This window comes from Algoriphagus sp. UBA3586 (assembly GCF_002376385.1).
GTDB classification, from domain to species: Bacteria; Bacteroidota; Bacteroidia; order Cytophagales; family Cyclobacteriaceae; genus Algoriphagus; species Algoriphagus ornithinivorans.
Genome location: NZ_DFMT01000018.1, coordinates 24,848 through 39,369, shown reverse-complemented (window position 1 = coordinate 39,369; position 14,522 = coordinate 24,848). Strand labels below are relative to the sequence as shown.

At 41.3% G+C, this 14,522-nt stretch carries 11 protein-coding genes and 1 tRNA gene; 4 read left to right on the top strand and 8 right to left on the bottom strand.

From position 1 onward, the window contains the following. Nucleotides 1-32 precede the first annotated feature (32 nt). Nucleotides 33-524, top strand: coding sequence for a phosphoribosyltransferase family protein (locus B2906_RS06815; RefSeq protein ID WP_091655473.1), 492 nt, complete (start codon nt 33-35; stop codon nt 522-524). A gap of 6 nt (nt 525-530) precedes the next feature. Beyond that, on the top strand, nt 531-1,352 hold the full coding sequence (gene panB / locus B2906_RS06810) for a 3-methyl-2-oxobutanoate hydroxymethyltransferase (RefSeq protein WP_286936258.1): 822 nt from the start codon (nt 531-533) through the stop codon (nt 1,350-1,352). Between the two features lie 216 nt (nt 1,353-1,568). Here panB and B2906_RS06805 read toward each other — a convergent pair whose 3' ends face one another. From B2906_RS06805 to B2906_RS06780, 6 genes are all read right to left on the bottom strand, one after another. Next, nucleotides 1,569-2,777 carry a glycoside hydrolase family 57 protein gene (locus tag B2906_RS06805; protein WP_219957798.1) on the bottom strand — a complete coding sequence of 403 codons (1,209 nt, stop codon included), beginning with the start codon at nt 2,775-2,777 and terminating at the stop codon, nt 1,569-1,571. Beyond that, nucleotides 2,774-4,063, bottom strand: a complete 1,290-nt coding sequence (locus tag B2906_RS06800; protein ID WP_286936256.1) for a glycosyltransferase family 4 protein — start codon at nt 4,061-4,063, stop codon at nt 2,774-2,776. The genes B2906_RS06805 and B2906_RS06800 overlap by 4 nt, the downstream gene beginning before the upstream one ends. A gap of 7 nt (nt 4,064-4,070) precedes the next feature. Continuing rightward, nucleotides 4,071-5,987: an amylo-alpha-1,6-glucosidase gene (locus tag B2906_RS06795; protein ID WP_286936254.1), complete on the bottom strand. Its 1,917-nt coding sequence runs from the start codon at nt 5,985-5,987 to the stop codon at nt 4,071-4,073. A gap of 106 nt (nt 5,988-6,093) precedes the next feature. Next, entirely contained in the window at nt 6,094-6,234 is a 141-nt protein-coding gene (locus tag B2906_RS06790; protein ID WP_175557941.1) for a hypothetical protein, read from the bottom strand. A gap of 90 nt (nt 6,235-6,324) precedes the next feature. Beyond that, nucleotides 6,325-6,400, bottom strand: a tRNA-His gene (locus tag B2906_RS06785). 78 nt (nt 6,401-6,478) lie between these two features. Continuing rightward, entirely contained in the window at nt 6,479-7,822 is a 1,344-nt protein-coding gene (locus B2906_RS06780) for a dihydroorotase (RefSeq protein WP_286936241.1), read from the bottom strand. Between the two features lie 36 nt (nt 7,823-7,858). Between B2906_RS06780 and B2906_RS06775 the strand changes: the two genes are divergently transcribed. Beyond that, nucleotides 7,859-9,208, top strand: coding sequence for a DEAD/DEAH box helicase (locus B2906_RS06775; RefSeq protein ID WP_286936238.1), 1,350 nt, complete (start codon nt 7,859-7,861; stop codon nt 9,206-9,208). A 35-nt stretch (nt 9,209-9,243) separates the two neighbouring features. On the opposite strand, the gene B2906_RS06770 is transcribed toward B2906_RS06775, so the two are convergent. Next, nucleotides 9,244-10,740 (bottom strand): M28 family metallopeptidase, encoded by a 1,497-nt coding sequence (locus B2906_RS06770; protein ID WP_219957803.1) that lies wholly within the window; start codon nt 10,738-10,740, stop codon nt 9,244-9,246. Nucleotides 10,741-11,035: 295 nt separating this feature from the next. Here B2906_RS06770 and gcvP point away from each other — a divergent pair, with 295 nt between their 5' ends. Then, nucleotides 11,036-13,930, top strand: a complete 2,895-nt coding sequence (gene gcvP, locus B2906_RS06765) for an aminomethyl-transferring glycine dehydrogenase (RefSeq protein ID WP_219957804.1) — start codon at nt 11,036-11,038, stop codon at nt 13,928-13,930. 53 nt (nt 13,931-13,983) lie between these two features. Here gcvP and B2906_RS06760 read toward each other — a convergent pair whose 3' ends face one another. Then, nucleotides 13,984-14,430, bottom strand: a complete 447-nt coding sequence (locus tag B2906_RS06760; RefSeq protein WP_091655462.1) for a hypothetical protein — start codon at nt 14,428-14,430, stop codon at nt 13,984-13,986. Nucleotides 14,431-14,522: the final 92 nt, after the last annotated feature.

Genomic DNA, 14,522 nt, shown 5'->3' with positions numbered 1-14,522 from the left:
AATTGGCCTAATTTTCATTTTTAAAACAAATCATGAGCGAAGTACTCAATCACCAACAAATCCGGAAAAAGATCACCCGGATGGCATACGAAATCTACGAGAGAAATCTCTATTCATCTGGAGTTGTCTTTGCAGGTATCAGTGGAATGGGGCTAATTCTGTCTCAGCTTCTGGCAAAAGAGCTTAAAAGCATCTCGAATCTAGCAGTGGAAGAAGTGGAGATAGTTTTGGATAAATCCGACATCGCACATTCTAAAGTAGAACTGTCACAATCGGTAGTTCTTTCCGGCAAAACTCTCATCGTTGTGGATGATGTATTGAATACGGGTAGAACTATTGTTTATGCAATCAAGCCATTTTTGGAAGAAGATATTGACAAAATGGAATTGGCCGTATTAGTGAATCGTGCTCATGGCCTTTTTCCAATTCGACCTGATTATACAGGTTATGAGCTCTCTACTACCCTTAACGAGCATATTAAAGTAGATTTATCCGAAGAAAATTATTTCGTTCACCTTCACTAATATTTCATGTCTGTTCACTCATCGGCTAATATCAAAAGGATCACCACCCATATTCTGCAGGAAATGAAAGAACGTGGAGAAAAAATCTCCATGCTTACAGCCTATGATTTTTCTATGGCAACTATTGTTGATGCTGCTGGAATAGATATCATTCTTGTGGGTGACTCCGCTTCCAATGTGATGGCCGGACACGAGACTACTTTACCAATTACGCTGGATCAAATGATTTATCATGCGAGCTCAGTGGTTAGAGCGGTCAAAAGATCTTTTGTGGTAGTGGATATTCCATTTGGAAACTATCAGGGTAATAGCTCTGAGGCTTTGAGATCGGCTATTCGAATCATGAAGGAGTCTGGAGCCCATGCAGTAAAAGTCGAAGGCGGAGCCGAAATCAAGGAGTCTGTGAGTAGAATTTTGAGTGCCGGTGTTCCTGTGATGGGGCATTTGGGATTGACTCCCCAATCCATCTATAAATTTGGGACTTATACGGTTCGAGCGAAGGAAGAGGCAGAAGCTAAAAAGCTATTGGAGGATGCGAAAATTTTGGAAGAATGCGGTTGCTTTGCCATTGTTCTAGAAAAAATTCCAGCCTCTTTGGCGAAGAAAGTCGCAGAGTCAGTTCAAATCCCGGTTATAGGAATTGGGGCCGGACCAAATGTAGATGGGCAGGTTTTGGTAATGCATGATATGCTGGGGATTACTCAGGAGTTTAAACCCAGATTTTTGAGGCAATATGCTGATTTGCAACAAGTAATGACTGATGCCTTTAAAAATTATATCAGGGATGTAAAAAACAAGGATTTCCCGAATGATTCCGAGAGTTATTGATTTAGGAAAGTCCATTAAGATAATCTGATTATCCGCGATCATGCCAGTTGCCTTATTTTCCTTGCTTGACTGGTTGGAAGACCGAAGACCGAAGCTTCGGGATTCTGATCTTTTCAGCAGACAATAGGCCATATTTTTGTCAATACTGGTAAGAAAGCGGATATCCGTAAAAGATATTATTGAGATCAAAAAAAGGCCGTCATCGACGGCCTTTTTTCATGCTTTTTCTAATTCCTTAATTTTTCCTTTGACTCTCAATACAAAGTCACTCAGTACATTCATATAGTTGATAAATGCATCATAAGGAGTGTCATATGGGCTAAAGTAGGAGTGGATATCTCCGTCAGAGAAGAATTTGGTACACATGTAATAAAAGTGATCTGAAGTCTGTAAATAATTCCAGTCTCTCATCAAATCCGGGTCCTTGGTCTTTTTGACCATGGCTTCTAATTCATACAATCTGTCAAAAGCCTCGTCCTGTAGATCATTTCCAAGCCAGGCAGTCAAATCTCTTTCTTCATCTGCCCATGAGATAGGAATTGGCACGTGAATAGGGCTGACTGCAGGGACTTTATCAATTACCTCAGAAGGAGTGGAGAAACCAAAATTTGTATGTTTGAATACAGCTTCAGGTAAAGCTCTCATGAAATCAAAGATTCCGGTTTCGGCCCACTGATGTTCTCCAAAGGTTTCATAGTCCATAAAGAGGTTTAAGACCTGCTCGCTTTGAGGAATAGCATTAATCCAATTGATGAATTTGTCTGTAGTCAATGGATAGTCTTCCCATGTTTTATTGCTAAAACGGAAGGCAATATCATCTGAAAGCCGGAAATTCTTAAGCAATACTTTGAGGTCGGAATTGATGGAGTTTTGGTACACGTAATTGGGACTTTTCCAGCCCAGCACGTGCTTGGCACCTTCCGTCAATATTCCTTTGTAGCCTAAATCGGCTACCATGGCTCCGATTTTATCTGAATAAATCAGCTCAGTGTTTCTGAATACCTTGGGTTGGTACCCATTGAAAAGCTGCTTGATTTTATCCTGATGTTGCTTGACCATTCCGGCAAACTCTTCCTTACTTTTCAGAGCTGCCAAGGAGTGACCATAAGTTTCATTCAGTAATTCTACTTGTCCGGTTGCCACCAAACGCTGAAAGCTTTCCAATACATCGGGTGCATAAGCCTCCAATTGATCCATGAAAGTTCCTGAAAAAGAAAAAGTCACTTTAAATGCCCCGTGATGCTTCTGGATTAATTCCAATAGTAAAGCATTCATTGGCAGGTAGCATTTTTGAGCTACTTTTCGAATTACACTTCGATTCAGGAAGTCATCCCAGTAATAGTGGTCCTCTCCAATATCAAAAAAACGATAAGGTTTTAATCGGTAGGGTTGATGAACCTGAAAGTAAAAACAGATAGTTCTCATGGTCTCGTGGATAAAGTTTTTTCATAGACAGTGACCAATTTGGCAGCCACATGTTCCCATTTTAATTTTTTAAGTTCTTGGCTTCCCATTTCCTTGAACATCCTGGAAATACCATCATAATGCAGTAAGGCAAAAATGGAATCCGCCATTGCGTCAATGTCCCAGAAATCAATTTTGATTGCATTGACCAAAACCTCTGCAACACCTGACTGCTTGGATATGATAACGGGAGTATTGTGCCTCACAGCCTCCAGGGGAGATATGCCAAAGGGTTCAGATACAGAAGGCATCACATACACATCCGAAATGGCATACATATGATCCACATCGTCCCCTTTTAAAAATCCGGTAAAGTGAAATTTGGAAGCCATCCTCAGCTCGGCTACCCGATCAATCATCCTATTGAGTAAGTCTCCGGATCCTGCCATGACAAAGCGCACATTTGGATCTCTGTCTAGTACCTTCTTTGCGGCTTCTACAAAGTATTCAGGACCTTTTTGGAAAGTAATTCTTCCTAGGAAGGTCACGATTTTTTCAGGAACCTTCTTGTTGTATTTGGATTTGATAATGCTTGCATCCAATACCGCATTGTGAAGGACACTGACTTTCTCAGCAGGAATTCCGTATTTATTGATGATAATATTTTTGGTCAGTTGGCTTACTGCTAAAACGTGGTCAGCAGCTTCCATACCTGCTTTTTCTATATCATAAACAGGCTGGTTAACAGATTGGCCTGAGCGGTCAAATTCTGTAGCGTGCACATGGGCTACCAATGGCTTTCCTGATATCTCTTTGGCCGCGATACCTGCAGGGAAAGATAACCAGTCATGTGCATGGATAATTTCGAAATCATCTCTGTCTCTGGCGATCTGAGCAGCAGTTAAAGCATATCGGCTTACTTCCTCCATGAGGTTTTTGCCATACTTTCCACTGAACTCATATTTGGTAGTAAAAATACTTTCGTCTACATCTGTTCTGTCATGAATGGCATAATCCGTGAACTTTTTATATTCCTCAGGGCCCAGGTAAGGCACCAAAAAACTACTAACCTCCAGATAGGTCAGATTCTTCCAGATTTTCTTGAATTTTCGTTCCCGATAATCGATGGATACATCACTTGCATTGACAAAATCAGCCAGGGGTTCTTCATCTCCCCATAATTTTGGGACTACAAAAATGATATCCTGATTATGATGGGCCAATCCCTTGACCAATCCATAACAGGCTGTTCCTAGTCCTCCAGAAATATGTGGTGGGAATTCCCAACCGAACATTAAAACTTTCATAATCTATTTATAAACTCTTGACCAATTCCATCATTCTCAGCAGTTCCGCAACACTCCAGGCTTGAGATACAGCTCCCTTTGGTCTATGTGGAGGATCTCCGTCAAAGATCTCGGCAACTGTTCCAACACCATATTGTGTCATGACACCATCAAATCCTTTAATAATTTTTCCTATAAAATTCTTGGCAGACTTCCCGTGAAGCTTGATATAGCCTTCTACGAAATGGCCCATCGGCCAAACCCAAACCGTTCCATTATGATAAGCTTGATCACGGCTGATCTGGTCCCCAAAATAATATCCTTTATATGCCGGGTCATCCGGCGCTAAAGTTCTCAGGCCTCTGGTCGTTAAAAGATTGGACTTTGCCAGTTCCAAGATCTGATCATTCTGTCCTTCGCTGAGCATAGTATAAGGTAAGGAAGTGGCGAAAACCATATTGGGACGAATGGACCAGTCTTTTTCATTTCCTTGAACCACATCAGCCAAATAGCCTTTTTCCTCATCCCAAAATTCGGCCTCGAAAGATGATTTTACTTTTTCCGCCAACTCGGCTATTTCCTGATCTCCTGTTAATTTATGATAAAAGCATAAGGCATTGTACCACAAGGCCTGAATCTCAACAGGACATCCTGTTCTTGGAGTCACCGGACCATCTGGAGTTACCGCATCCATCCAAGTGAGACAGATTCCTTCTTCTCCTCCATAAATCAGCCCATTATCCAGCATGTGGATATTGAAGTCAGTTCCAGCCCTGTATCCGTCTATGATTCCTTTAAGTTTATCAAGGTATCTCTTTTTAACGGTTTTACTGTCTCCCGTAAATTGAATGTATTGTTGCAATGACCAAAAGAACCAGAGAGGAGCATCCATGGAATTCATATTGGTGTAGGTTCCGCTTCCCACATTCGGGAATAAGGGACCTTTGAGATCTTTGGACATGGTATCCATGATTTCCAAAAATGTTTCAGAATCTCCATTAGCTAGTGTCAATCCAGGAGCAGCAATGAATGTGTCCCTTCCCCACCAACCAAACCATGGGTAACCTGCAATGATTCTTGTGTCCCCATTTCTTCTTCTGATAAATTGGGAAGCAGAGTTTTTGAGACAGTTTTCAAAATTACTTCTAGGGATTCTTCTTGCTATTTCTTTGGCAAAAGCCCTTTCTCTCGTCTTGGGGTCTGCCTCTGTCAAGCCAGCGGAAAAAATCACTGACTCTCCTTTTTCTATGTCAAATTCAAAGTATCCTGGAACAAATAGATCTTCTTGGTATTCGTAGCCTCTTTCTCTTTCCAGAATGTATTCTACATTGTGATACCAGTTTGGATCCGAGACAAATTCATTCTTTTTGGAAAGCTGTAAATACAATGGGTCATACACCGGATAAAGCTTGAATTTTGCTCCATTGGGTACCTTCTCGAATTTTTTGTTGATATCATTGTTTTCCTTGCAAAGGGTGTGGTAACCTCTGAATGCCAAGAAAGGAGAAATCCTGATTTTTGTAGGGGAATGAGCTTCCAATAAGGTGTATCGGATCATTACTCGGTCTCTGTTGGTGTCCAGAATTAGCTCTTTTTGTAACAATACTCCGCCTACTCTATAGGTGAGTTTTGGAATAGGCTCTGAATCAAAATCTTCCAGATACTTGTGGCCTCTAGGAGAGTAATTACCAGGATACTTGCTGATACCTAGATTGAAACTTGCACCTCGTTGAATGACTGTTTCATGTACCGTTGAAAGGAAAACATGATTTTGGGAATCGATTTGAGGCTGAGGAGCAACTAAAAGTCCATGATATTTTCGGGTGTTGCATCCGATTATCGAGGTGCTGGTATAGGTTCCAGATCGGTTGGTCCGAATGATTTCTCTATCTAGAGAATAATTCAGATTAATCAACTGGGTTTTATCAAAATGGATATAACTCATAGGGGCTAATATTGTAGCCCGTTAAAATAGAATTTTGTATTGATAGAAAAAATGAAAAGGGCAAAAATTAAGGTTATGTTGCCATAACCTTGGTTGATTTTTTCAATTAGGAGTGAACTGCCTCTTTTTGAATCTCTTCAAAGTTGCGCAAGGACTCCTCAAACTTTACCATGTAGCTTCTCACCTGATGAATATTCACAGGCTTTACCACAGGGAATTTTGGTGAGGATTTGAACAAAGTAAACATCTCAAGTTGGTTTAGTTTGGTCTGAATTTGTCAAATGTTGTGCCAAATGCACCCTATTTAAAGCAAAAACCCCTCACTAGGAGGGGTTATGGGTGAAAGACCGGGTTCGAACCGGCGACCTCTGGTGCCACAAACCAGCGCTCTAACCAGCTGAGCTACAATCACCATTTGTTTTGGATTGAGAACTCATTTCTCAATCGGTTGGCAAAGGTAAGTATTCGCTTTAATCAGCGCAAGGATGGTCCTAAATATTTGTTGAAAAAGTTAGCCGCTCTCCTTTTTTACTTTCGTCAAACTGTCCGTTTGCATACGCCAAATGTCCAGAAACGATCGTATGCGTCACCTGTGACTGAAATGTATGTCCTTCAAAAGGAGACCAGCCACACTTTGCCAGGATATTTTCTTTGCTGACTGTCCATGGAGCATTGAGATCAACCAAGACTAAATCCGCAAAATACCCTTCCCGAATAAATCCTCTTTCCTCGATTCTGAATAGTTGGGCTACTTTGTGACTCATTTTGTCAGCGAGCTTTTCCAAGCTGATTTTTCCCTGATGATAAAAATCCAACATGGCTACCAAGCTGTGTTGAATCAATGGTCCTCCAGAAGGAGCTTTAGTGTAAACCTGATCTTTTTCCTCCAATGTATGAGGAGCATGATCTGTGGCAATTACATCTATTCTATCATCCAATATCGCTTGGAAAATCTGATCTCTATCATTGGCTGTTTTTACAGCAGGGTTCCATTTGATCAAGGTGCCCTTTGTGTCGTAATCTTTTTCCGAAAACCACATATGATGGATGCATGCTTCTGCTGTGATCTTTTTTTCTTCCAATGGAAAACTGTTATCAAATAGGCTCAATTCCTTGGCAGTACTGATATGGAGAATATGAAGTCGTGTTCCAAACTTCTTAGCCATAGCAACTGCTCTGCTAGAGGCATCGTAACATGCTTCTTCTGAACGGATTTTGGGATGCGCTTGAATCGGAATATCTTCTCCATATTTAGCCTTGAATTCGGCCATATTGGTAGCGATGATATGGTCATTTTCAGAGTGAATGGCCAAAAGCCCTTTGTAATGCTTAAAAATCCCTTCCAATGATTCAATGTTGTCCACCACCATATTTCCGGTAGAAGAGCCTTGGAATACCTTTAAGCCACAGACATTTTTCAAATCAAGCTTCAGAATTTCCTCCAAATTGTCATTGGTACCTCCGAAAAAGAATGAATAATTGGCCAATGACACTTCTTTGGCTCTGGCATATTTTTCCTCGAGAAGGGGAATGGTTACAGCCTGAGGAACAGTATTGGGCATTTCCATATAAGAGGTGGTGCCTCCTGCTACTCCAGCCTTTGCTTCAGTATAAATTTCACCTTTGTGTGTCAACCCCGGTTCTCTGAAGTGTACCTGATCATCAATCACCCCGGGGAAGAGGTATTTTCCATTTGCATCAATATGTTGGTCTGCTTGTTCATGAGTCAGTTTTTCGCCGATTTTGGCGATTCTTCCTTTCCGGATTAAAATATCTCCCCGAAAGATCCGGCCCTCATTGACTATATTTGCATCGGTGATCAGAATACTTTTCATCTTCAATCTTTTAAGTTTTCCCAAAAATAAGGAATCATGAGCAATGAGGCAGTAGGATTTGATGCATTTAAGCTGAATAAGCAATTGCTAAATGCAGTGGCCGAAGCTGGCTACACTTCTCCAACGGCTATTCAGGAAAAAGCAATTCCTTTGGCTTTGGCTGGCCATGATGTGTTGGGAATTGCTCAAACGGGAACAGGAAAAACGGCAGCCTATGTCTTACCTATCCTGATGAAGGTCAAATATGCTCAAGGGAATCTTCCGAGAGCCCTGATTCTGGCACCTACCCGTGAGCTGGTCATGCAGATCGAGGAAGTTTGCCATCAATTAGCTACTTACACTGATTTACGAATCGTGAGTTTATACGGAGGTATTGGTCCAAAAACTCAAATTGAGCAAATCCAGGCAGGTGTGGATATCGTGATTTCTACTCCAGGGAGATTTTTGGATTTATACAAAAAAGGAGTGATGATCACCAAGGAGCTTAAAACCATGGTGCTGGATGAAGCAGATAAGATGATGGATATGGGGTTTATGCCTCAGATTCGGTCTATTTTGGAAGTGATTCCTGTCAAAAGACAAAATTTACTCTTTTCGGCCACCTTTGCGCCCCGAGTAGATCGCTTGGCTGCTGAATTTTTAGAATTTCCTGAAAGAGTGGAGATCACGCCTTCAGCAACTACTGCTGAGACGATTGGTCAAGTCAAATATTATGTACCAAATATCCGAACGAAAATCTATCTCTTGGAATATTTGCTAGACAGTGAATCTGTGAAGCGGGCGATTATCTTCACCCGTAGCAGGAAAAATGCTGAGGAGGTTTTTAATTTTCTAAATAAGAATGAGTTTGGTGAAATCCGGGTAATCCACGCTAATAAGGGTCAAAATACCAGAATAAACTCCATGGATGAGTTTAAATCCGGAAATGTGCGGATTTTGGTTGCGACTGACGTGGCTTCCCGTGGCTTGGATGTGACGATGGTTTCTCACGTAATCAATTTTGATGTGCCGCTGATCTATGAAGATTATGTGCATAGAATAGGTAGAACCGGCAGAGCAGAGAAGGAAGGAAAGGCCATCACATTTATTAATCCTGCGGAAGCTTGGCATTTTGAGAAAATCGAAGAGCTGATTCGTATGGAAGTGCCTGAATATGCAATTCCCAAGCCTGTCACTATTACAGAAACTCCATTTGCGGAGAATCAGATTTATGCCCGTGAGCTGGACAAGCTAAAGCAAAGAGACAATCCGGATTATAAGGGAGCTTTTCATGAAAAAAAGGCCAAACCCAAAAAGAATATTGGCAAAGGGGAAAAAGTAAAGGCTAAGAAAGCTGGAAAGAAAAAGAACAGGAACCAATTGAAGACGAAGAATAGGAAGAATTAAAAAAAATAGCCCTGAAAATTTTCAGGGCTATTTTTTTATCTATCCGTTCTAGTGTTTGTCCCGTCAACCCGGGTTCTGTTTTCTCTGTTTGCCAGATCCCAAGCGGTGTGGAAAATCAGATGAGCTCTTTTCTCCATCAATGGGAATTCAATCTTATCCACAGTATCGGTTACCTGGTGGTAATCATCGTGAACTCCATTGAAGAAGAAGATCACAGGAATATCAAACTTTGCAAAGTTGTAATGATCTGATCTGTAATAAAATCTATTTGGATCATCCTCCGCATCATAACGATAATCCAAAATCAAATCGGTGTAGGTGATATTATTATACTCGTTGATTTTTTTCAAATCGGTAGAAAGCATCTCCGAACCAATTACATAGACATAGTCTTTGTTTTCAGCATTTTGATATTCATAATCAATACGTCCCACCATATCGATATTGATATTATTTACGGTGTTTGCGATTGGGAAAATAGGGTTCTCAGAATAATGCTGAGAGCCTAATAATCCTTTTTCCTCACCGGTTACATTCAAAAATAAGATTGATCTTCTTGGTCTGTGACCTTCTTTGGCTGCTGTGGCAAATGCTTCAGCAATTTCCATCACAGACACAGTACCTGAACCATCATCATCTGCACCATTGAAAACCTCGCCGGTAGAGCTTACACCTACGTGATCATAATGCGAGGAGATAACCAAAACCTCTTCTTTTTTATCAGTTCCTTCCAAAAAGCCCAATACATTATAAGCTTCCAAAGGAGTTTTATCTTTCACTACCTGATAAGACGCTTTTTGAGATTTGATGCTGGAAGGATTTGACTTGGCAGCTTCTTTCAAAACATCCACCGGGGTACCAAATAGCTCACCCATTTTTTCTGAGCTGACCATGAATACCGGTCTTTGGTTGGTGGCTTGATCAAACCCTACTCTTCCGCGACCTGCTAGTGATTTATATCTGTTTGCAATTCTGTCAAAATTTGCCTGACCTTCCATGGTTACAATTACAGCACCTGCTGCTCCTGCGTCCATCACTGCATTCAGCAAATTATTACTGCGTTCACCCACAGCCCAAATTCCAACGAGCTTGCCTTTTACATCTACTTTGGCCAAATTTTCATCATTAACAAGGCCTAAAAATACCAATTCAGTTTTGGAGGCTTTCTTCATATTGGCATCACCCACGAAAACGAAGTCCTCGTTTTCAACCAGTTTTGACTTGCCTACCTGTAGAGTCACTTTGTCAAACTTGCTGCTTACCAAAGGAACTGCCTGAAAATAGCTGCCATCTACTGGTCCTGTCAAGCCCAAGCTTTTGTAAAAATCCGCCAAATAGTTAGCGGCAATCAATCCTTCCGGGGAACCGGTATCTCTACCTTTCATCTCATCGGATGCCAAAAAGGTCAGATATTCTTTCAAGTCTTCTGCCGTAATTGTATTGGCATATTTCACCTGTACTGGATTTTGTGCAATTGCTCCCAGACTCAAACCCAAGGCAAGCGCTCCAGTCAACGCAAATCGTTTGTTCATATAGTTTTTAATTTGATTTTAATTCAAAAAAACCGTCGCTTTAAAGCTTCGATTCCTCTTACATGATCGATTATTAAGCACGGATCATGCTCGATTTTTTTGATAAAGTTTTATTTAGGCCTCTAAGCTATACAAAAATTTGAGCCTCCCACAAACTGTTTACAGGAAAGGAGTGTTGAGAGGGTGAATTTCTACTGGTTTAGAGAAGATTATCTGTTGATAAATATTACCTTTGCCGCCAGAAAGACAAAGTATTTCTAACCCAAATATTCATTACAGCTTCCATTCAATTCGTATGAAGATTAACCTTTCTAATGCTGTCAAGTTTGAGAGCAGACACAATGGCCCGACCGAGGCAGAGATCGCAGAGATGTTGGATAAAATCGGAGCCTCTTCCCTGGAGGAATTAATCAACCAAACTGTTCCAGAATCCATTCAATTGGAGAGACCTTTGGATCTTCCAAAAGCTAAGCTGGAATCCGAGTTTTTGAGAGACTTCAAAAAACTCGCCTCCAAAAACAAAGTTTTCAAATCCTTCATCGGAATGGGCTATTATGATACCATAGTTCCTGGAGTGGTTTTGAGAAATGTCCTGGAAAACCCGGGATGGTACACTGCTTACACTCCTTATCAAGCCGAGATTGCTCAAGGTAGATTAGAAGCGCTTATCAATTTCCAAACAGTGGTCAGTGAATTGACCGGAATGGAATTGGCAAATGCTTCCTTATTGGATGAAGGTACAGCTGCAGCTGAGGCGATGACTATGCTTCATTCTGTGAAGCCGAGAGAAAAGAAGAATGCGAATAAATTCTTTGTAGACGAGAAAATTTTCCCTCAGACCAAGGCGCTTTTGGAAACTAGAGCAGAACCTGTAGGGATTGAATTGGTATTTGGGTCTATCGAGCAAATGGATGTGACGGATCCGGAATTATACGGGATTTTGTTCCAATATCCGGACGCTGATGGTGCTGTGAGAGATTATTCAGCGATAGTGGCTGCTGCAAAAGAAAATAAAGTATTGACTGCTTTTGCATCAGACTTACTGGCCTTGACTTTACTGACACCTCCGGGAGAAATGGGAGCTGATGTTGTCGTAGGTTCCGCCCAGCGATTTGGAGTACCTATGGGTTATGGAGGTCCTCATGCAGGATTTTTCGCCACTAAGGAAGAGTTCAAAAGACAAATTCCGGGTAGAATCATCGGTGTTTCCATCGATAGAGCTGGAAATAAAGCCTATAGAATGGCGCTCCAAACCAGAGAGCAACATATAAAAAGAGAGAAAGCAACTTCCAATATTTGTACCGCACAGGTACTATTGGCGGTGATGTCCTCCTTCTATGCAGTATATCATGGCCCTAAGGGATTGAAGGATATTGCCTTGAGAACGCATGGCTTTGCAAAATTAACTGCTCAGGCTCTGAAGCAAGTTGGACTCCAGGTAGGAGAGCAGACATTCTTCGACACCATTGAGGTGAAAATGAATGAGGTTTCCCGCGAAAGAGTAAGAGGCTTGGCTTTGGGTGAGAAGATGAACTTCCGTTACGAGTCAGAGTCCATCTTCATCTCTTTTGACGAAACCAAGACTCTGGAAGATGTTAAAACCATCGTCAATATTTTTGCTACAGAAGAAGGTAAGCATACCTTAAACTTGGATGAGTTGGTAAGCAACTTGAGCTTGGAACTACCAGAAGCTTTGAATAGAAAGTCAGCCTACCTAACCCACCCAGTATTCAATAGCTTTCATTCAGAGCATGAAATGCTTCGCTATATCAAGCGTTTGGAAGCAAAAGATCTTTCTTTGGTTCATTCCATGATTTCTTTGGGTTCTTGTACCATGAAATTGAATGCAACTGCAGAAATGATTCCTGTAACTTGGCCGGAATTCGGGCAGATTCACCCATTTGCTCCAATGGATCAAGCTTTAGGCTATCAGGAGTTATTTACCAATTTGAGAACTTGGTTAACAGAAATCACCGGTTTTGCCGATACTTCTTTGCAGCCTAATTCTGGAGCGCAAGGAGAGTATGCAGGTTTGATGGTAATCCGTGCGTATCACATAAGCCGTGGCGAAGGGCATAGAAATGTAGCCTTGATCCCAACATCAGCTCATGGTACCAACCCGGCTTCTGCTGTAATGGCAGGGATGAAAGTAGTTTTGGTGAAATGTGATGAAAAAGGAAATATTGATTTGGCTGACCTGAAGGAAAAGGCGGCAGCTCATGCAAATGACTTGTCAGCTTTGATGGTTACCTATCCTTCCACTCACGGAGTATTTGAAGAAGCGATCCAAGAAATCTGTGCGACTATTCATGAATTTGGTGGTCAAGTGTACATGGATGGAGCGAATATGAATGCACAAGTAGGTTTGACTTCTCCGGGTAGAATCGGGGCGGATGTTTGTCACTTGAACTTGCACAAGACTTTCTGTATTCCTCACGGTGGAGGTGGACCTGGCATGGGACCAATCTGTGTGGCAGCTCATTTGGCCCCGTTCCTTCCAGGAAATCCTTTGGTGAAAACTGGGGGTACTCAGGCAGTATCTTCTATCTCAGCAGCTCCTTATGGAAGCGCAAGTATCTTGCCTATCTCCTATGCCTACATTGCGATGATGGGAGGCGATGGACTTACTAATGCTACCAAGATGGCGATTCTAAACGCCAACTATATCAAAGAGCGATTAGACGGTCATTATCCTATCCTTTATACAGGAACCAAAGGAAGAGCAGCTCACGAGATGATCATCGACTGCAGAAGCTTCAAGGAATTTGGAGTAGAAGTGGAGGATATCGCGAAGCGTTTGATGGATTATGGTTTCCACGCTCCTACGGTTTCTTTCCCAGTAGCGGGTACCATGATGATTGAGCCAACAGAGTCTGAAACAAAGGCGGAATTGGATAGATTCTGTGATGCCTTGATTTCCATCAGAGAAGAAATCAGAGAAATCGAGAGGGGGGAATCAGAAAAAGAGAACAACGTATTGAAGAATGCTCCGCATACTGCCAATATGGTATTGATCGGAGAATGGGATCTGCCTTATTCAAGAGAAAAAGCTGTTTATCCTTTGGGTTATTTAAGAGACAATAAATTCTGGCCTACTGTCAGAAGAATTGATTCTGCCTACGGAGATAGAAACTTGATGTGTAGCTGTATTCCTGTGGAGGAATATGCTAATCAAGAGGAAATGGCTTAATTGAAAATAGATAAACAAAAAGAGGTTAGTGGAAACGCTAACCTCTTTTTGTTTTACCAAATCCCGAATTGGCCAAAATGGTGTTTGAAATGCTTATGATGAAATTTTTCCCATTCATCGAATGTGAGATATCCAAATCGAGGATGTATTGACCTGAACTTGGGATTGTTCTCAAAAGCCTCCTCATACTCTTGAACACTTTGTACTAATTTTTCTTTGGCAGTTTCCAAGTCCGGAAATCTCAAATCAGGCAATTCCCCATTTGAATTGGGTGCTCTGACTCCTTTGGGAAATTCTATATCAGTATAAATCAATGCCTGTTTTTGCATTAGCTGCTTTTCATTCGGCTCAAATTCCGGGAGTTTGATTCTTCCACTGGAAAGTTTCATTGTGATGGTCATATGCTCCACCATATGCTGAGGAGTCATGATACCGAATTGGGCTGGAGTATCAGTGCTGAGATTTTGAAGTTGAGATTGGATTTTAGACGAATTCAACATATTGTGGTTAATTGAGTTTTTTTCTGAAAAGTAAATTTTTGATATCAATTGAATCGCTGTCAATCTAATATTTTATTATCAATTAATTTCTG